The following is an 18,469-nucleotide window of genomic DNA, read 5'->3' as shown; positions in this document are numbered from 1 at the left end:
CTCTGCAACGCGCTAGTCTTCCAGCGTCGCCATGAGCACGCCGATGCGGCAGCCCTTCTCGAACTCGGGAAGGTTCACATATTCCTTGATGGTGTGGATCTCAGCCTGACCGGCACCAATGGTGATGGTGGGGATGCCGTGCTTGTCGAGCCAATTGGCATCCAAGCCGCCGTTCGAAAACAGATAATTCGGCTCGATGCCCAGCATCTTGAGCGCCTTGGTGGCGCGCTTCACGACAGGTGTGTCTTCCTCGAGCTTGAAGGGCGGGTAAGATTTTACGTGGCTGAACTTCACCTCGGCGGTGTCGCCCTCGTGGTCGACCACAGCTGCCTTGGCTTTGGCGAAGGCGTCGCGATAGCCTTCTGCGATCTTGGCCGCGAAAGCGGACTCGGGACTGCGCGCCTCGCCCTTGATGTAGGCGTAGTCGGTAACGACGTTTGTGGCGTCGCCAGCCGGTTTGCCATCCTTGCCGCCAAAGATGCCGACATTGCTCGTACCGTGACCTTCAAGCTTGACCACCTTGCCGAACCAGCCCGCACTGCGCGCCTCGGCAAGCGCCATGGCACCGACCATCGTCGCCGAGATGCCTCGTTCAGGTGCCACACCGGCGTGAGACGCGCGGCCCTTGATCTCGACTTCCCAGTTCTCCTGCCCGACCGCGCCAATTATCAGGTCCGATGCCAATTGGCCGTCGACGTTGATGCACATGACAGCACCACTAAGATCGGCAGGGTTGAGTTCGCGCGCGCCATGCAGGCCGCTTTCCTCGCGGACAGTGAAGAGCAAGGTGATCGGCGGGTGCGGCAGCTTGTGCTTGATCAGCGTCTCCGCCAACACGACCAGCAATGCCACGCCGGTGCGGGCGTCCCCACCCAATGCTGTGGTGCCGTCCGACACGATCCGGTCGCCTTCCCGCCTGGGCTTGGCACCGGCGCAGAGCGGTACCGTATCGAGATGTGTCGAAAACAGGAGGCGCGGACCGGGTCGTGTGCCCGGAAGGTCGACGATGAGATTGCCCGTTTCGGTAGGCAGCGGAATCCGCTTGTTGGCATCGTCGAAGCGGATGGCCGACGCCGGCACGCCGACCTTCTGCAGCGCATCGGAGACGGCAGCCGCAATGTTGGCCTCGTGACCAGTCACGCCTTCGACCGAGAGGAACCGCATCAGATGTTCTTCGGCTGCGGCGACGTCGAGATGTTGAGAGGTGTTGCTCATGGTTTCATCCGATCGTTTTGAGTTTTGCTTGGTTTCGGGCTGGGCCAGCGGTCACAGGCCCCAGGGCAGACCGAGCATCTGCCAAACCGCAAACAGCGCGGTCCACAGCACGAACATCCACACGACATAGGGCAGCATCAGCGATACCAATGTGCCCACACCTGCGGACTTGTCGTATTTCTGGGCGAAGCCAACGACGAGCGCGAAATAGGCGTTGAGCGGGGTGATSGCGTTCATCGGCGARTCGCCGACACGGTAGGCCGCAAGCACCGCTTCCGGCTCGACACCGAGCTTCATCAGCAGCGGCACGAAGACAGGCGCGAAGATCGCCCACTTGGCAATCGCCCCAGTCAGCAGCAAGTCGATGATGGCAACGACAAGGATGAAGCCGAGCAGCAGCGGAAGTGGGCCGATATTGGCCGACTGCAGGACGCCGGACAGGCTGAGCGCCATAACCGTGCCGATGTTGGTGTAGGTGAAGTAGGCCACGAACTGGCTGAGGACGAAGAACAGGAAGATCGTGCCGCCCATGTTCCTGATCGACTTCTCAATCGCCCCAATCACTTCCGTCAGGGTTCGCAAGGTGCCGGCTCCGATACCGTACGCCCAGCCGGTGACCAGGAACATCAGCATGATGAGCGCGATCAGGCCATTCATGAACGGCGAGTTGCCGATGAGTTCGCCGGTTGTCGCATTGCGCAGCGGTGCGCCGGAAGGCAGCGTCAAAAGCAGGAAAACCACCGCCAGGCCGATCAAACCGAACAGGGCGAAACGCAGCCCGCGCGATTCCTGCTCGGAGAGCGGAGCACCGACGTCTGGGCCGCCTTCGTTTGATTGTTCCGGCTTGTAGGCGCCCAGACGCGGTTCAATCATGCGGTCGGTGATGAACGCAATGATCACGGTCAAAAACAGCACCGAAGCGATGGAGAACCAGACGTTCGAGGCAAGGCCAATGGTTCTGTTGGGGTCGACGAGAGCAGCCGCGTCATTGGTGAACTCGACAAGCACGGCATCAAGCGGCTTGATCAGCATATTGACGGTAAACGCGCCCGCCACGGCGGCGAATCCGAGAGCCAGGCCGGCAAGGGGATGCCGTCCGACAGCCAGATAGGCAACGCCAGCGAGTGGGATCAACACCAAGTAGCCCGCATCCGCCGCAATGGAGGCGAGGATGCCTACGAAGGACAGGATGTAGGTCAAAGCCCAGCGCGGCGACACCAGCACCAGCTTGCGGATCAGCGCGGTAACCAGTCCCGATTCTTCCGCGACGCCGGCACCGATCATGGCGGCGATCATCAGGCCCACGGCCGTGAAGCTCATGAAGTTGGGTACCAGCGATTCATACATGAACCGGATGCCCTCGACATTCAGCAAACTGCGTATAGCCGTGCTCGCCTGTTCGATCTCGAGCGTCTCTGGATTGATGCGCTCGTAGGTGACGGCCGTTCCAAACAGGCCCATCACGGCCGACAGCGCAATAACGATGCCAATCAGGATAAGAAAGATGACAACGGGATGGGGAACCATGTTCCCGACGCGCTCGATGCCATCAAGGAGCCTCTGCATCRTCGTCTTTGGTGCGGCATTCGCGGTGGTCATGACTTGCTCCCCTTGAGTCAAAGCTTTGCGCGCAAGCGCCGTGAACGACTAGGTGGACCGACGATCTTGGAACTAGCCCTGCACGGACGCTATCCAATGCATCATACGCTCATTGTGCACAGCAATGAACGCTGCGTTCCATGTGTTTAACGTGCTGCTACGCCGGCGGGATTAGCTTAGAATTCCAAAACTGTGCATTGCGTCTTATTTTGGCGCCGAGCATCGATGCAGGCTTTGCAGTTCGGGCGCTTGATGCAAAGTAACGCGAAAGCGACGACAGGCCGCATCGTATTGCGGAGCAAAGACTTGGGCTAAATTCGGTTCCCGGTCGACAGCCAAAGCGAGAGGAACGATACTATGAGCGATCTCGTTTTCATTGCCTTCTGCTGCGCGCAAGCCGCCGACCGGAGCAACCCGAAGATACACGCTTTGCAGGGCCATGCAGTCGGCGCCAAACGGATGGCGCGCTCATGAACGAGCAGGCGCCCGACGCCGGACCTGCCATTCCAGTTGAGTCCTGCCTCAGCGACTTCCAGCCACTGAACGCAGCCGAAACAAAGATCGTTTCGAACCTGAAGTCGGGGGAGTTCGACAGGCTTGGCGACGGCTCGCGTCCGGATTGGGACGACCCGGCGCGAACCGTGCGCGCGGAGCTTCTGCGCTTTCTCATTCTCGGCAGCGACCATGGCTTTCGCATGCATGAAAAGGGGCTAAGCGTCAGCGGGGCCCGAGTGACAGGTGTTCTGGACCTCGAAGGCTGCCGAATTCCACGCGACATCCGTCTCAAGGATTGCTTTTTCGACGCCTCTCTTGTTCTGCGCTCAGCCATCATCGACAATCTGTTTCTCGACGGCTCGGCGTTGCCTGGCCTGCAAGCTGACAGGCTCGAAGCCCGCGGCGGGCTTTCCATTCGCGGCGCCACCGTTTCCGGAGAAATCCGTCTTGGTGGTGCTCGCCTGGGTGGCAATTTCGAGGCGGATGGGGCGACGGTATCCTCGACTGATGGGACTGCGATCAATGCCGACGGGCTCGAAGCCAGTGGCGGCATTTTGCTGCGTGGCGCCGAAGTGCGTGGCGGTATCAATCTTTCGGCAGCGCGCCTTGGCGCCGATGTCAATGCGGTTGGCGCTCACATCAAACGGCCCGGCGGGGTCGCCCTTGACGGCGACGGCATTGCCGCGCGAGGCGACCTTGCCCTGCGAGGGGCAACGATCGAAGGCGAGGTCCGTATGCGGGGGGCCTATTTCGGCGGAGACGTCGATTGCACCTCCGTCACGCTTGTCGAGCCAGATGGCTATTCACTGAGGCTCAATCGCGCCCGGATCAGCGGTGCTTTCTTCCTTAGGCAAGGCGCCTCGGTTCAGGGGACGCTCGATCTGACGGCCACCGAAATCGGCGCGATCGACGATGAACAGGCCTCCTGGCCCAAAAAGGGCGACCTGCTGCTCAACCGTTGCCAATACGGCGCGTTCATCGGCGGTCCGGTCGATGCGGTAAGCCGGCTCGACTGGCTGGCACGCCAGGTGCCTGAGCGCTGGAAGGAAGATTTCTGGCCGCAGCCTTACGAGCAGCTTTCCACGGTACTGCGTGAGATGGGGCATGACGAGGACGCTCGCGCTGTCCTTATCGCAAAAGAGAAGCTGCAGCGGCGCGCAAGACGGGCACGCGCAAAGAGCCCCGTATTGCGGTCCGCTCTGGCGTTGAACGACGGCATGCTGGCCGTGACCGTCCGCTACGGCCGCCAGCCGCTGCTTGCCCTGCTTTGGCTCGCTTTGTTCTGGGGTATCGGGGTTGCCGTGTTCGGGTTTGCCGAACGGAGCGGCGCCCTGAAGCCCAACAGCCCCGTCGTCCTGCGCTCGCTGGAATGGACGATGTGCGTGCTGGAACAAACCGAAAGTCGCTACATGCCTTCCACCAGTCAAGTCATGCCTGGGCGTGCTTTGGCCGGGCAGAACCAGCTTTCTTGTTTCCTGAGCCAGCCTGAAGCCTCAAGCTACCCCGAATTCAACGCGTGGATGTATTCCCTCGACGCCCTGCTACCGGTCATGGAGATCGGCCAGAAAGAATATTGGCGCCCCGACCCGTCGCAACCCAACGGGGTGCTCACCTTGAATTACTATTATTTCCAGTCAGTTGTCGGCTGGGCCCTGAGCCTGCTAGCGGTCGCGGGGTTCTCGGGGCTCGTCAAGTCGAAATAAGCTAGGCGACCCTTGAGACTGGCATCGAATCGCAATTGGAGTGCCTCAACCGAAACGCGCCTTTTCGCAATCTGGCCCGAACTCAAGGGTTCAGATGATTGGCAAGCAGTCCCGCAATTTTGCGTCACGTCCTGTTCTTCTGTCCCAACCGGGGCAGACTCTGCAATTTCAAGCCAGAACAACCTGTTCGTCGGTTGCTGCCCGGCAGTTTTGCTGCTTCTCATCTACTGTAAATTTGCAAGGACGWGGCATGTCGGCAAAGCGCCTATTTCAGCTCCTGTTGCTCGTAACACTGCTCGCCGGTTGTGGCGGGCCGCGCGCGGTTTTGGGTCTCGACGCCACGGCAAACAGAACGGCCTCAGCTGCGGTCGTGCCAGTCTTTGTTGCAACAACGCGCGCGCGATCAGACAACCTGTCCCTGCCCTATTCAGCCGAACGCTCGCAAACTCTCAATTTCGCTGAATTCGACATTGGCATCCCGAGAAATCACGTACCAGGAGATGTCGAGAAAACTGGCCGCATGCCTGATCCAGCACGCCACTTTACCGCTTTGACCTACCAGCCGATCGCAAACCGCCAGAAGTTTGTCGACCAACTCGACGCAGCACTGTTGAAACGAGCTCCGGAAGATCGCGAAATCTTTATCTTCGTACATGGCTACAACAACAACTTCGCCGACAGCATCTTCCGCGCCGCGCAGATTGCGCACGACTACAATGTCCGGGCGGTGACACTGCACTATGCCTGGCCTTCGGCGGGTTCCCTCCCGCTCTATGTCTATGACCGGGACAGCACCGTTGTTGGCCGTGGCGGGCTTGCCGAGACGATCGAGATCGCCGCCCGGACCAAAGCGCGCAGGATCACACTCGTTGGTCATTCGATGGGTGCCTATGTAGTGATGGAAGCACTGCGCGAACTGGCGCAGACAGGCCGAGGACGATACCTCAAGCGGCTGAGCGGCGTGGTGCTCGCTGCCCCCGACATCGACATCGACGCTTTCCAGAGCCAGGTCCGCGACATAGGCGAACTTCCTCGACCGTTTGTTATAATCGTCTCGCGCCGCGACAGGGCCTTGAGCATTTCCAGGCGCATCGCCGGTGGCCATCCGCGCGTCGGCAGCGGTTCCGATATTGCCCTTTTACAAGAAAAGGACATCCTTGTTCTCGATGCGTCGGATCTCGACGGTGGTACCCACGGTGTGTTCGCCAGTTCGCCAACGTTGATAAGCCTTGTCGGCGATAGTGGCCTGATGCGGCACCTGATCGAAGGCGATCAAGCCAGCGCGACGGACACTATCCTTGCCGACGGCGGTTCGGCGATCGAAGGTGCCGCAGCCTTGGTCATCTACCTACCCTCGCGCATCCTCGGCGGGGTGGCACTCGCGAGCATGATCCGATGATTCCGTTTCCTTGTCGCAGACGCAGGAGTTGCGGATGACCGCGCCAACGAGCGACAATCGCGCACCCCGTAGTCCCCTTGGACTACCCAAAGGCTTTCTCGGGTTGTGGCTGTTCCTGTTTGTTCTTTGGCTGATCATCAACTCGTCCACCGCGCTGCCAATAGCTGCAACGGGTGCCGTCATTTCACTGGTCATCGCCTGGATCTTCGCCCGCCGAACCAATGTCTGGCACATCGACCTGTCGCCGCGCGGCGCATGGCATTTCCTTGCCTATACCGCGACCTTCTTCATCGAGCTGGTGAAGGCGAATATCAACATGCTGCGCTATGTCTACGCGCCCCGGATCGATATCCACCCAGGCATCGTCAAAGTCCATATGCGCCTGAAGTCGCCGATTGGCCGGTTGGCATTGGCCAATTCGATCGCGCTGACACCGGGATCGCTGGTCATGGACGTGAGGGACGACACCATGTTCATTCACTGGCTGGACGTCCAGACGACGGATCCGGACGAGGCGACCAAGATAATCGTCGGTCCATTCGAGAAACATCTGGAGGCGGTCTTTGGCTGAGACAATCCTTCAGGTCGCGGGCGTACTGATCTTCTTGGGCATCGCGTTCGGCGTGGTGCGGCTGATCATCGGCCGAACCATGATCGACCGCGTCGTCGCCATCGACATGCTGACTGTCGTCTCGATCTCGCTGATCGCGCTCTACGCTCATATCTCTGGGCGCTTCGTCTATCTCGATGTAGCCCTCGTTTACGGCCTGCTGAGCTTTCTCGCCGTGCTCGCCATTGCCCGCTTTCTCGAAAAAGGGCCGTGACCGCCATGCTTGAGTTGCTCGTTATTTTGGTCTGCGGCAGCATCCTGGTAAGCGGGGTTCTTGCTGTTTGCCTCGACAACCTCATGGCGGCAATGGTCAGCGCGGGACTGGCGAGCCTCTTTGCAGCGGTATCCTACGTCCTGCTTGCCGCACCCGATGTCGCCATGGCGGAAGCGGCCATCGGTTCCGGCCTTGCGACGCTGATCTTCCTTTACGCAATCCGCCGCACCGGCGGCGGAAAGGGATGACATGGCCGAGCTGATTGGCAGCATCGTCGTGCTCGTGGGCGCATTCTTCCTGTTTTCGGCCGGCCTTGGCTTGCTGCGCATGCCCGACACCTTCACCCGCATCCAGGCTGGCACCAAGGCCTCGACACTAGGCAACATCCTGGTTTTGGCAGGCCTCGGCATCTACCATCCCGACTGGGCCCTCAAGCTTTTGATCATCGCCTATTTCGTGCTGATGACCAATCCGCTGTCGTCGCACGCCCTGTCCCGAGCTGCGCACGCAATCCGCACGCCGATGGCGCCCTCAACCATGGTCGACGCCTTGCGCGACGAGGACGACGCCAAGGAGGGCAATCCGGAATGAAGCGCGCGTTCTCGTTACTTGCCGTGCTGATATTCGGGGGCATCTTTGCCCGCATGGTGGGTGATTACAGTGAACGGCAGAGCGTTTCGGCACTCGCCGAACACTATCTGACCGTCGTGCCGCAGCAGCTTGGGGCGCCGAATGTCGTCACCGGCATTCTCATCACCTTCCGCGGCTTCGATACGCTCGGAGAGGTCGCCGTGCTGTTCATGGTCGCCGCCAGTGTCGGCATTCTTCTCGCCGGCAAGCCTGGCACCCAGCAAGAAGAGCACGAACCAGAACCGGAGCCTCGCCGCGCCAGTGAACTGGTAGAAAATGGAGCCGAGGTCATCTTGCCGCTGATCTTCCTGTTCGGGGCCTATGTCATCATGAACGGGCATCTTTCGGCCGGAGGCGGCTTTCAGGGCGGCGCGGTCGTCGCTTCTGCGGTTATGCTGCTGTTGCTCGCCAAACCGTCATCGCGACTGAGCCACAGCTTCCTGAGCATCACGGAATCGCTGGCCGGTGTGCTCTATGTCTCGATCGGAATACTCGGACTTATCTTCGCCGCAGGTTTCCTTGACAGCCACATCCTGCCCAAAGGCGAATTCGGTGCGCTGTTCAGCGCCGGCGCGATTCCGCTGATATCTACTTTGCTCGGCATCAAGGTCGGCGCTGAACTCAGCGTCATCATCGACCGTTTCCGCAGCTAGCCGCGAGGGATCGCCATGAGCCTGCCGGTTTCCCACATTCTCTTGGCAACAGGTTTTTTGCTCGTGCTGATCGGCATGTGGGGCATGCTAAGGCACCGCAACATCCTGCGCATCATCATCGGCTTCAGCCTGATCGACACCGGGCTGCATATCGTCATGGTCGCGACTGGCTACGTCACCGGACATACCGCCCCAATCATCGACAAGGCGCTCGGCATTGGAGAAGCGACCTCACGCGCCGTCGACCCCATACCTGCAGCATTGGTGGTCACCGCCATCGTCATCGGCTTTTCAGTGACTGCAGTCATGCTGGCCTTTGCGATCCGCGTCTATGACGCCAAGAAAACCCTTTCCATCGACGCGCTGACGGAGTCGAAATGGTAGAGGCCCTTCTGCAGCCGCTGAACATTTTCCTGCTCGGCCTCGGCGGCGGCTTCCTCATCCCCCTGCTCTACAAAATCGCCAAGCCTTTGCCGGCCATAGCCTTCTTAGTCGCCCTTGTCGGCATCGCCTCGATCTCCGGTGCCAACCTGTGGGCGCTTCACAACGGCCACCCAACGATCGAGGTGCTAACTGCCGGCAGCACACCACCATTCTCGATCAATCTGCGCTTCGGATTATGGGAAGGCATCTTCACCTTCAGCGTCAATGTTGCGGCGCTTTTGGGCGCCTGGCACCTGTGGTCACGGCTGCGCGACAGCTATGCAGCGTTGCTGCTCTATCTGATCCTGGTCATGGGCATCAACGGCATGGTGATGACCCGCGACCTGTTCAATTTATTCGTGTTCCTCGAGATCGTCTCGATCGCCACTTACGGGTTGCTCGGCCTCGACCGGGGACCAGCCGCACTCGCAGCGAGCTTCAAATACATCATGGTGACGGTGCTCGCCTCGACATTTTTCCTGCTCGGTTCGGTGTTGCTTTATCACGTCACAAGTACGCTCAATATCGACGAGATGATCGCGCGGCGTGACCTCATCGCCGGGCCGATCGGCGTTACCGCACTGCTGCTGGTGCTGTCGTGCCTGATCATCGAGCTCAAGCCCTTCCCGGCAAACGGTTGGGGCCTCGACGTTTACGAAACGGCCCCCAGCGGCATTGCCGCCCTGATATCGGGCAGTGTTTCGGCCGGCGTCTTCTTCGCGCTGCTCAAGCTCTTGCCGCTGTTCGAAAACCAGCTCGGCATCATCGCGATTTCAGGCGGCATAAGCTTCCTGATTTCCAACCTCATCGGATTGAAACAGACCAACGTTCAGCGAATGCTCGGCTACTCCTCCATTGCGCAGATGGGGCTGTTGATGCTGGCGCTCGCACTGCTGTACAAGGTCGGCGCCGAGGCCTCGCTGCCGCTCGTTGTCGGTGGCCTGTTCGTCAATCACCTTTTCGCCAAGGCAGGCCTGTTTTGGCTCGCAGGCGCTGTCGGACGCGCGGAAGTGCCAGGCTGGTCCGCGATCGCAGGACGTCCGCTTGTGCTGCTCGTCATGGCCCTGCTTCTGGTCGCCATCGCCGGCCTGCCGCCCTTCCCTGGCTTCTGGGCCAAATGGGAGCTGGTGATGCAGCTTTCCAATGGTCAGCAATATGGCTGGATCGTCCTGATCCTGGCGGGGTCATTGCTCGAAGCGGCCTACATGTTCAGCTGGTTCAAGCAGGCGACGCGCGCCGTGCCCAACCAGGCTCCGGTGCGGCCCACCGTCCGCGCGCTGGTACCCGCCACGGCCGCGGCTGTCATACTCGCAGCGAGCGGTTACTACGCCGCGACCATCGCCGGCGCAGCATCGCTATGGCTGTTTGCGCCGCTGTGCATCGGTGGACTGCTCTGCGCGCTCGACTGGCTGCCAGGTCGGGTGAAATGCACATTGATGCTTCTGGCGGTGCTGCTCGTCGGCAATGGGATGATCGGCGACCTGCATGGCCTCAACAGGCTTTTCGCGGTGCTGTTGCTGATGGGTGGGCTGGTTGTCGCTTCGGCCGCTCTCTATCGCAGTGATGCCCGCCCAGGCTATTTCCCACTGATGGCGGTCATGCTGCTTTCGATCACCGCGTTGCTGAGATCCTCAACGAGCCTGGAATTCTTCTTCAGCTGGGAACTGATCACGCTGTCGTCGTATTTCCTGATCGCCCAGGGGCGCAACGCGCATCCCCACGCCCTGCCCTTCTTGTTGTTTTCGCTCATCTCGGCATTTTCGCTTCTTGCTGGCTTCGCGCTTGCCACCGCCGCCAATGGCACCACGGCACTTGCGGCCTTCGGCAGCGCATCGGGCCCTGTCGCCGAGGCTGCTTTCGTCTTCCTAGCGCTTGGCTTCCTGATCAAGGCCGGCGCCATTGGCGCGCATGTCTGGCTGCCCGGCGCCTATACCGAGGCCGACGACGATCTCTCAGCCATGCTGTCGTCGGTCGTCAGCAAGGTGGCGATCTTTGGACTGTTGATCGTTACTTACCTCGCCATCCGCTCGGAGACCGGCCTGGAACTCGCCCATGTCATGGGCTGGATCGGTATGCTGACCACCGTGGCAGGCGCGGTCATGGCCTTGCAGCAGAACGACATGAAACGCCTGCTCGCCTATTCCAGCATGAGCCAGCTTGGCTACATCATCACGGCAATCGCGCTGATGAGCCACCTTGGCTGGGTGACGGCACTCTACCTCGTTGCCAACCACTTGATGGTCAAGGGCATCCTTTTCCTAGCCGTCGCCGGCATCGTCCTGCGGACCGGCAACAGGATGCTTGAAGCTAATGGCAGCCTGGCGCGGAAAATGCCCCTCACCTTCGCAGCCGTCGTCATAGCGCTGATCTCGATGTCGGGCCTGCCACCGCTTGCCGGCTTCGGCGGCAAATGGCTGCTGCTCAGCGCCATGGTCGAAAAGGGCTGGTATGGGCTCGCGGCCGCCGGCGTGCTCGCCACCTTCATCGGCTTTCTCTACATGTTCCGCCTGGCCTATTCGATCTTCCTCGGACCCTCCAAACTGGCGCAAGAGAATGTCCGTGAGGCGCCGCCGCAGTTGCTCTTGCCGCAATTCGTATTGGTCCTGGCGATCTTGGCGCTGTCATTCCTGCCAAAACTGTTCATGGAACCGGTATCCTCAGCAATCGATCCCTATTTCGCCTCGACGCTGGTCTGGCAGGGTATGTCGCTGGAAACCATCTATGGCTACTGGAATCCTGTGCCGGTGTTGGTCGCCTCTACAGCCGCTGCGGCCTTGTTGTTCACACTGTCGTGGCTGATCTACCGGCGGGCCCGCAGTCATGACACGCCGCTTGGCGTCGCGCAGTTCTACCGTTTCTACCAAGGCGCCCTAACCCCAGTAATCCTGCCCGTGGCGGACGCGTTCTGGAACGGCTCGTCGCGCCTTGCGATCAATGCGGCTGGCTCGATGCGCAGGCTCTACACTGGCAACGGCCAGACCTATCTCCTCTACGTGCTCTACTACGTCATCGCGATCTACGTCGCGGCGGCGTAAAGCCATCCGCTCTGCCTGCCGTCACCAAATCCCTAGACCTGAAGGTAACACAAGACCTGGCCGAGATCGCCCAGTTGCATCCCTTGAAATATCGAAGGCAGCCTGAAAAATGATGGGTAGGCGCCGCGCGACGCGGTTCGGACGTCGCTCGGGCTGTATCCCATCTCTTTGCGAAAGGCGCGGCTGAAGCTGGCTGCATCAGAAAAGCAAAGCTCTTCAGCCAGCGCCGCGACACTCCGCTTCTCCAATGGGTCCGACAGAGCTTCATGCGCCGCAATCAGCCGCTGCCTCAGGATATAGCGTCCCACGCCGCCCATGGGTTCAAACAACCGGTAGAGCTTGGAGCGCGAAATACCGAGCTGGCTGCAAAGCATGGTCGGGCCAAGATTGGGCGCGCGAAGATTCCGGTGAATCGTCTGGCGCACGCGCTCAAGTACGGTCGTCGCTATCTGCTCGCTCGCCTCTCGAAGCCGATCAGAGGTCGGCGCGATACAGGCGACGATAAGCGCGCGAATGCCCTCTATCAGTTGCGGCAGGTCCTTGGCCTCGACCATCGGCAGACGCCGCTCCAGAGCTATCAGAAAGTCATACAGAAGGCCCCCTAGCCCTGCCGACGGCAGGGTTCCGCCATGGCTGTCCAGCACGCCCGAAATGGGACGCAAAAGGTCGCGCGGTATGAACATGGTAGATACGCTGCTGTCGGCCGCCTTCCCTTCATAGGGCCGCGCCAGTGAGCGGATATAGAGTTGCTTTGGTTGATTGCCGGCGATCCGCGCGGCGTGGCTCTCGGGCAGCACCAGGCACCAATGGTCCAGCGGATCCTTGCGCAGATGCCGCCACGTTCGCGGCACAAGCGGCCCTGGCATTTGCGCGGTCGTAAACGCCAGCGGTCCAAGATCCCATACGTCCTGCCTAAAGCAGAAACCGTCCCTCGCCGACAAGTTCGGCGAAACGTCGATGACCGATGACTGATATGCGCGCCACGCCTCGAATTGATGCTCGCCCGGCAATCGGCTGGTGTCGAATGTAAGTGGCATAATCAACTGAGAAGCGGGCAATAGGACCTCGACAGGTTCGTCAGATTTGCGGATTGATGTTGCCGATTGCCGCAATCCAATGCTTTCATTCGTTCCCGCCCATTGGCTGGTCAATCCGGAACGCACGATGCTGTCAGTCGGCTCTCCCATTCCGGCGGCGAGTGGACATACTTCACCATGCATGGTCACCTGCCCCGCTTTCAGCCTGATCTATGGACTTTCTACTTCCCCACGGCAAACATCTTGCCACGACTCCTCACTTTGCGGTTCGTTCCTGACCACTGATCTCGCCTGCGATTATGGGACCTTCCTAGTTACAACGCCAGATAAGATCTGTTTCAACGTTGCGCGCGCTACGAGAATCTCTGTGTCTGCAACCAGCGTGGAACAGCATGCATTATGAGATTTGGACCGCATCGTCGTCGGCATGCTTATTTGGCGTACGCGCGGCCACGACCATCCTACTTTATGGCTTAGCCGGCTGTGCGACACCGGCTGAGGTCAATGTGCACCGACAGTTCGGGCTGGGCTACGCATGGAACTGACCGCTAGCGCCTGCGACCGTTCGTAAAGTCCAATCGCAGAGGCCTTGGACCCAAAAACAACATCTGCATTGGCCTTCCAAAGAAGTGCTCGATGAAAGGCCGAACGGGATTGCGCGGAAGCCAATATTGGTCGAGAATGGGATCGTCTTCCCAGAGCTTATCGCTAGAGAAAAGATGCACGGTGCCGGCCCGCTGTGACTTTAGTGAAAAGCGCCTTCACTTTATCATCGTGAAAATCAGCAAGGCTATTCAGAGCTTTACGAGCGAGCGAGGAAGCAATCGACCGCCCTCTCCCTGGCTCTCTCATCGGCCCCTGCCCGCCGATGCAGGTCCGATGGCCGATCATCAAAAGCAGACAGCCACGGGAGCGCGAAAGTGCGACCACCAGCCTCGACGCGAACCGCTTAGTCTTCAATACGGCAGCCTTCCCGGCTTATCCGTAGGCTACTTTTTGTCAATTGGAGCCRCCTGTCCAGCGATGTCATCACCATCGCAGGCGCTCGTATGCGAAAAGGGGTCAACGCCCAGATTTATGCGCTGACCTGAGAGAAAGAGCGCAAAAGTGCGCCGCCGGCGCGAGCCATGGCATCACTGTCATATTGCTTGCACAGCCTGCGTTTGTCGGACGACGCGATGACCTTTGTAGAGAGGATTTCTGAGAGCATCGGCACTCCTAGAACGAAATAGGACCTGCAACTGGCGTCCACGCCTCGTCGCGAGCTTGGCAATTGGGCCGACACCAAAGAGGTGCCACTCGATATAGCAACTCCCGGCCTAAAAGCCACTTTCTGCAGCGGCGTAAGGCCGGCGCGACTTTGGAGCATCGGCCAAAGTGGAAATCGAGTATCCCATGATGCCGTTTCAGTTCATCGCACTGTGTAGCACGACAGAGGTGGGCACCAGAAGGCGTCGCCTGGGCGGCTATCGGACCCATATCTATTTTTCCGGTGGTCACGCACGCGCCTTCACCCGAAACGGACACAACTGGTCGAAGAATACACTCCGGTGCTTATCTCCATGTCCGCCCCATCAAGCGACCTGCGCGGCCTCGACGGCAACGATTTGCGCCGGCAACGATGTGAAGACTGCCACGCTAAACTGCACGAGATTGTCGGAGATCCACGATCGCATTTTTCGGCCCAGTTCAGCCTGACATTCGAAGGCTCCGGTTCCGTCGCCGAAAAGATGAGCCTAGAGGGCATCGTTTCGCAATGCATGGCGAGCGTGTACCGTGGCAGCGACAGCAAGAGCTGACTGAAAACGGACGCATATAGCAGCTGCCAATTCGTCATTGCGGCCCCGAGCAAAAACGCGGCAAGGCCCGTTCCGTGTCACAGCCGGACGTGAATGATGGCAAGATTGGTTATAGACAATCCCGGCAAGCGACAGTGGCAGTTCTGTTGGTGCCTTGACCAGCTGGTGCGTGCGCGCGCTGACATCGCCGTTGGGGCGACTAAACCGCCAATTCGACTAGTTCGCCGTCAGGCAATCGGCGCGAGACCAAGGCTAAAGTCGCTAGCCCGAATGAGGTGGACATCCATACCTGCCCTTTTGCCGGGCTCCCCCCATGAACGGTTACAACTTTCGAGCAGAGGCTGGGCGACGCCTGTCCCCTATGCGAGCGCCACGCGTCCAATCCACGGAGCTTTGTGGAGCTTGACATCCTGTTCGATGCCGACGACGGCTCGCGAGAGGACGCGGCGGCTGTGTTGTTGGCGTCTTGCGGGAAGAGGAAAGCTCGCCGCGAATTGTGTTTCCGGCACGACGTTGAACGCGATCCAATCGTCGCTCCGGATATGAGTTGGGCATTGGCTTAGCGTGTTGGCACCACCAAAAGCGGACAAGGCGTGGGTTTGAGCAAGCACTGCCGGTCACCACGATCCAACATGTCCGTGCTCCAATCTTACGTTGCGGCGCAGCACGACGCAGTCATCGTCGGAAGCAGCCGATGGACATTGGGCTCAGTCCAGTTCCCTTTTCCCGCGAGGCGGCCTTACTCAGTCCCGGAGGTTCCGTAGCCCCGCTCCCGCCCTCCGGCAAGTGTAGCGGACAACCACCTGGGCAGAGCCAAGCGTGGCACGCGGAGGCAGGTTCTCGGAAAGCTGTCACCGATGGAGCTAGCTGTGCGCCGATCGAGAACCTAGACTACCCAGAGCCGGTCGCCTTCCGCGGACTTGGCTCCTGGCGAGGTTCAGTTGCGGATTTTGGAGTCATCGTGAACTGGCAACTCATTCTCGGCTGCAAGTAATGTTGTTTTGCCGAAGAACTGGGCGGACGCAGCACCAGCCACAATACTATCGCATTCCCCCTTGGCGATTAATGCTGTGGCGCAGTTTGTGGCTGCGAACCMGGCACTTTAACGGCTCCAGAGGAGTGGCCGTCGCTTCGATCTCAAGCACGCATGCGACTATGTTGTCCGCGGACAACTTGCCATCCGGAAGCTGGAGTTGTCCGCGGACAACCGACTGGCGGCGCTTATGGTTAAGTGTTTGTCAAATCTTTACGAATCGGGCCATACTGTAGCTGCGCAGTTTGGCTTCTTTCTTCACGAAATGCGCAGTTCAAGGTTTGAGGGATGTTGCAGAACAGGTTACACAACGAGCAGGAGCATCTTCCGTCCATGTTGTCTGCGGATTCGCAGGAACTGTCACGGCAGCTACAGCTTCATCAGCAGAAGATATTTCCGCCTTCTTCGCAGAAGACGATCCGGCAGTTTACGCCGTCTGAGGCCGCTTACTACATCGGCATCGGCGAAGGGTATCTGCGGCAAGTGGCTTCCGAAGGCTATGGCCCGGTGCCGTTAGCTAACGGCCGCCGCGTATACTCGCCTGAAGATATGGACCGGATTCGCGTCACCCTCGACGAGAAGAATGGAGCCCAGAAATACGTCCCCAACCGGCGAGCTGGCGAGAAGCTCCAAGTGATCGCCGTCATGAACTTCAAGGGGGGCTCGGCAAAGACCACGACGTCGGCGCACCTTGCCCAATATCTCGCCATAAGGGGCTATAAGGTTCTGGCGATCGATCTCGACCCACAAGCTTCACTGTCGGCGCTATTTGGTCATCAGCCGGAGCTCGATGTTGGCGAAGGTGAGACCCTTTACGGGGCGATCAGGTATGAAGATCCGCGCCCGGTCGCCGATATCGTTCGTGCGACTTACACCCCCAACTTGCACATCATCCCTGGCAATCTCGAGCTTATGGAGTTTGAGCACGAAACGCCCACCGCCATTGCTTCTGGGAAGGCTGCGTCCATGTTCTTTGCCCGAATTGGCGAAGCGTTGGCGCCCATCGAGAGCCTATACGATGTCGTGATCATCGACTGCCCTCCGCAGCTGGGGTTCCTGACGATGTCAGCGCTATGTGCCGCGACATCAGTTCTGATCACAGTCCACCCACAGATGCTCGACGTGATGTCGATGAGCCAGTTCCTGGCCATGACAAGCGAGCTTATGGCAGTGGTGGAGAGAGCAGGGGGCCGCACCAGCTATGATTGGATGCGCTATCTCGTTACCCGCTTTGAGCCCAATGATGGGCCGCAAAGCCAGATGACGGGCTTCATGCGAGCGATCTTCGGCAACCGTATGCTTCAGAGTCCGATGTTGAAGTCTACCGCGATCTCGGATGCAGGGGTTACTAAGCAAACCCTCTACGAAGTGGAACGCGCCCAGTTCACCCGCGGCACCTACGACCGTGCCATGGAATCGCTCAACCAGGTCAACTCGGAGATCGAAGATCTTCTCAAGGCCACTTGGGGGAGGAAATAATGGCGCGCAAGAACCTGATTGAAGTCTCGGCAGGCGGAGAGGCACCACGACCTTCCGAGGCACTTTCGGCTTCACGGCCGATTGCCGGGATGGTGCCAGCTGGCGTGCGCAACACTGCCCCGATCGGGGGTATCGCCAAGACTCTTGGAAACATCACCCAGAAGGTCGAACGCGCCCACGATCTTGAGCGCCAGATGGCCGAGGGCAACACCGTTGTCGAACTTGAGACAGCGCTCGTTGACGCATCGATGGTGCGCGACCGTCTCGCTATGGATGTGGCAGAACTGTCTTTGCTGGTGGAACAGATCAAGGACCACGGACAACAGGTTCCTATCCTTGTTCGGCCCCATCCAGAGATCAAAGGTCGCTATCAGGTGGCCTATGGCCATCGCCGGGTGGCAGCCGTCTCCAAGCTAGGCATTAAGGTTCGTGCGGTCGTTCGAAACCTCACCGACGACGAATTGGTGGTCAGCCAGGGGCAAGAAAACAACGCGCGGACCAACCTGTCTTTCATCGAACGCGCGTTGTTTGCTGCACGCCTTGAGGACCGTGCGTTCGCACGAGACGTGATCATGTCAGCGCTTGGCGTCGACAAGGCCGCACTGTCAAAAATGATCAGCGTTGCGCGCCAAGTGCCTACCGAGCTGATAGAGGCAATCGGGGCTGCGCCCGAAGTTGGTCGTCGGCGCTGGATGGAGTTGGCCGAGTTGGCGATCGCTCCAAAGGTTCCAGACCTTCTTTCGATGCTCTCACAAGGTCCAATGAGGGACGCCTCCAGCGACAACCGATTCCAAGGAGTGATGGATGCACTCACGAAGAAACCGGGTAAGGCAGCTCCACAAGGCCCGTCCTTGGAATGGGCGCCAGCCGACAAATCAGTGAGCGTGACGGCCAAGTCGAATGGCAAAACCTACACTTTGGCCCTGAAAAACAAGGATGCCGCAGGCTTTGGCGGCTGGATATCCGCGAATCTTGGACGCCTCTATGGGGCTTTCAAGGATTCGGAAAAAACTGAAACAGGAGACTGACCGCAAAAGAAAAAGGCCCCCAAACGTTGCCGTCGTGGAAGCCCTTCTCGTAGCTTGAACACCTAGAGAATCGCATTTCCTCGAATCACTGTCAAGAGTTGCGGCACCGAACAGGTG

General features: G+C 59.5%; 16 protein-coding genes. 12 read left to right on the top strand and 4 right to left on the bottom strand.

Features of this window, described 5'->3' with window-relative positions:
- Positions 1–12 precede the first annotated feature (12 nt).
- The 3 genes from AC1DWF_RS04945 to AC1DWF_RS04935 form a co-directional block, all read right to left on the bottom strand.
- Complete coding sequence (locus AC1DWF_RS04945) at positions 13–1,215, bottom strand: M20/M25/M40 family metallo-hydrolase (RefSeq protein ID WP_476788787.1); 1,203 nt, start codon at positions 1,213–1,215, stop codon at positions 13–15.
- A 51-nt stretch (positions 1,216–1,266) separates the two neighbouring features.
- On the bottom strand, positions 1,267–2,814 hold the full coding sequence (locus AC1DWF_RS04940; RefSeq protein ID WP_476841486.1) for an AbgT family transporter: 1,548 nt from the start codon (positions 2,812–2,814) through the stop codon (positions 1,267–1,269).
- 204 nt (positions 2,815–3,018) lie between these two features.
- On the bottom strand, positions 3,019–3,255 hold the full coding sequence (locus AC1DWF_RS04935; RefSeq protein ID WP_476784650.1) for a hypothetical protein: 237 nt from the start codon (positions 3,253–3,255) through the stop codon (positions 3,019–3,021).
- Positions 3,256–3,284: 29 nt separating this feature from the next.
- Here AC1DWF_RS04935 and AC1DWF_RS04930 point away from each other — a divergent pair, with 29 nt between their 5' ends.
- The 9 genes from AC1DWF_RS04930 to AC1DWF_RS04890 all read left to right on the top strand — a co-directional run bounded on the left by AC1DWF_RS04930 (position 3,285) and on the right by AC1DWF_RS04890 (position 11,976).
- Positions 3,285–5,012, top strand: coding sequence for a hypothetical protein (locus tag AC1DWF_RS04930; protein WP_476788785.1), 1,728 nt, complete (start codon positions 3,285–3,287; stop codon positions 5,010–5,012).
- Between the two features lie 250 nt (positions 5,013–5,262).
- On the top strand, positions 5,263–6,411 hold the full coding sequence (locus tag AC1DWF_RS04925) for an alpha/beta hydrolase (protein ID WP_476785638.1): 1,149 nt from the start codon (positions 5,263–5,265) through the stop codon (positions 6,409–6,411).
- 34 nt (positions 6,412–6,445) lie between these two features.
- Positions 6,446–6,982 carry a Na+/H+ antiporter subunit E gene (locus AC1DWF_RS04920; protein WP_476785633.1) on the top strand — a complete coding sequence of 179 codons (537 nt, stop codon included), beginning with the start codon at positions 6,446–6,448 and terminating at the stop codon, positions 6,980–6,982.
- Positions 6,975–7,235, top strand: coding sequence for an MrpF/PhaF family protein (locus AC1DWF_RS04915; protein ID WP_476785634.1), 261 nt, complete (start codon positions 6,975–6,977; stop codon positions 7,233–7,235). The genes AC1DWF_RS04920 and AC1DWF_RS04915 overlap by 8 nt, the downstream gene beginning before the upstream one ends.
- A gap of 5 nt (positions 7,236–7,240) precedes the next feature.
- Entirely contained in the window at positions 7,241–7,483 is a 243-nt protein-coding gene (locus AC1DWF_RS04910; RefSeq protein WP_476788793.1) for a hydrogenase subunit MbhD domain-containing protein, read from the top strand.
- Between the two features lies 1 nt (position 7,484).
- Complete coding sequence (gene mnhG / locus AC1DWF_RS04905) at positions 7,485–7,826, top strand: monovalent cation/H(+) antiporter subunit G (protein WP_476785635.1); 342 nt, start codon at positions 7,485–7,487, stop codon at positions 7,824–7,826.
- A complete protein-coding gene (gene mbhE / locus AC1DWF_RS04900; protein WP_476785636.1) occupies positions 7,823–8,518 on the top strand; it encodes a hydrogen gas-evolving membrane-bound hydrogenase subunit E in 696 nt (231 codons plus the stop codon). Before mnhG ends, mbhE begins: the two co-directional genes overlap by 4 nt.
- 15 nt (positions 8,519–8,533) lie before the next feature.
- Entirely contained in the window at positions 8,534–8,902 is a 369-nt protein-coding gene (locus AC1DWF_RS04895; protein ID WP_476785637.1) for a sodium:proton antiporter, read from the top strand.
- Positions 8,896–11,976 (top strand): complex I subunit 5 family protein, encoded by a 3,081-nt coding sequence (locus tag AC1DWF_RS04890; RefSeq protein WP_476788784.1) that lies wholly within the window; start codon positions 8,896–8,898, stop codon positions 11,974–11,976. The genes AC1DWF_RS04895 and AC1DWF_RS04890 overlap by 7 nt, the downstream gene beginning before the upstream one ends.
- Positions 11,977–12,008: 32 nt before the next feature.
- Here AC1DWF_RS04890 and AC1DWF_RS04885 read toward each other — a convergent pair whose 3' ends face one another.
- Positions 12,009–13,196, bottom strand: coding sequence for a helix-turn-helix domain-containing protein (locus tag AC1DWF_RS04885; protein ID WP_476785875.1), 1,188 nt, complete (start codon positions 13,194–13,196; stop codon positions 12,009–12,011).
- Positions 13,197–14,563: 1,367 nt separating this feature from the next.
- Here AC1DWF_RS04885 and AC1DWF_RS04880 point away from each other — a divergent pair.
- The 3 genes from AC1DWF_RS04880 to repB all read left to right on the top strand — a co-directional run bounded on the left by AC1DWF_RS04880 (position 14,564) and on the right by repB (position 18,352).
- On the top strand, positions 14,564–14,812 hold the full coding sequence (locus AC1DWF_RS04880) for a hypothetical protein (RefSeq protein WP_476786993.1): 249 nt from the start codon (positions 14,564–14,566) through the stop codon (positions 14,810–14,812).
- A gap of 1,321 nt (positions 14,813–16,133) precedes the next feature.
- Positions 16,134–17,324, top strand: a complete 1,191-nt coding sequence (gene repA / locus AC1DWF_RS04875) for a plasmid partitioning protein RepA (RefSeq protein ID WP_476788783.1) — start codon at positions 16,134–16,136, stop codon at positions 17,322–17,324.
- Complete coding sequence (repB, locus tag AC1DWF_RS04870) at positions 17,324–18,352, top strand: plasmid partitioning protein RepB (protein WP_476784511.1); 1,029 nt, start codon at positions 17,324–17,326, stop codon at positions 18,350–18,352. The genes repA and repB overlap by 1 nt, the downstream gene beginning before the upstream one ends.
- Positions 18,353–18,469 lie beyond the last annotated feature (117 nt).

The organism is Aminobacter sp. P4_D5 (assembly GCF_056401815.1).
The sequence above is the reverse complement of the archived record's forward strand: the minus strand, read 5'-3'. Positions and strand labels throughout refer to the sequence as shown.

Bases quoted from the DNA above. Each gene is read 5' to 3' on its own strand.
- AC1DWF_RS04945 (WP_476788787.1), bottom strand. From the start codon at position 1,215: ATGAGCAACACCTCTCAACATCTCGACGTCGCCGCAGCCGAAGAACAT.
- AC1DWF_RS04935 (WP_476784650.1), bottom strand. From the start codon at position 3,255: ATGGCCCTGCAAAGCGTGTATCTTCGGGTTGCTCCGGTCGGCGGCTTG.
- AC1DWF_RS04930 (WP_476788785.1), top strand. From the start codon at position 3,285: ATGAACGAGCAGGCGCCCGACGCCGGACCTGCCATTCCAGTTGAGTCC.
- AC1DWF_RS04925 (WP_476785638.1), top strand. From the start codon at position 5,263: ATGTCGGCAAAGCGCCTATTTCAGCTCCTGTTGCTCGTAACACTGCTC.
- AC1DWF_RS04920 (WP_476785633.1), top strand. From the start codon at position 6,446: ATGACCGCGCCAACGAGCGACAATCGCGCACCCCGTAGTCCCCTTGGA.
- AC1DWF_RS04910 (WP_476788793.1), top strand. From the start codon at position 7,241: ATGCTTGAGTTGCTCGTTATTTTGGTCTGCGGCAGCATCCTGGTAAGC.
- mnhG (WP_476785635.1), top strand. From the start codon at position 7,485: ATGGCCGAGCTGATTGGCAGCATCGTCGTGCTCGTGGGCGCATTCTTC.
- mbhE (WP_476785636.1), top strand. From the start codon at position 7,823: ATGAAGCGCGCGTTCTCGTTACTTGCCGTGCTGATATTCGGGGGCATC.
- AC1DWF_RS04895 (WP_476785637.1), top strand. From the start codon at position 8,534: ATGAGCCTGCCGGTTTCCCACATTCTCTTGGCAACAGGTTTTTTGCTC.
- AC1DWF_RS04890 (WP_476788784.1), top strand. From the start codon at position 8,896: ATGGTAGAGGCCCTTCTGCAGCCGCTGAACATTTTCCTGCTCGGCCTC.
- AC1DWF_RS04885 (WP_476785875.1), bottom strand. From the start codon at position 13,196: ATGCATGGTGAAGTATGTCCACTCGCCGCCGGAATGGGAGAGCCGACT.
- repA (WP_476788783.1), top strand. From the start codon at position 16,134: ATGTTGCAGAACAGGTTACACAACGAGCAGGAGCATCTTCCGTCCATG.
- repB (WP_476784511.1), top strand. From the start codon at position 17,324: ATGGCGCGCAAGAACCTGATTGAAGTCTCGGCAGGCGGAGAGGCACCA.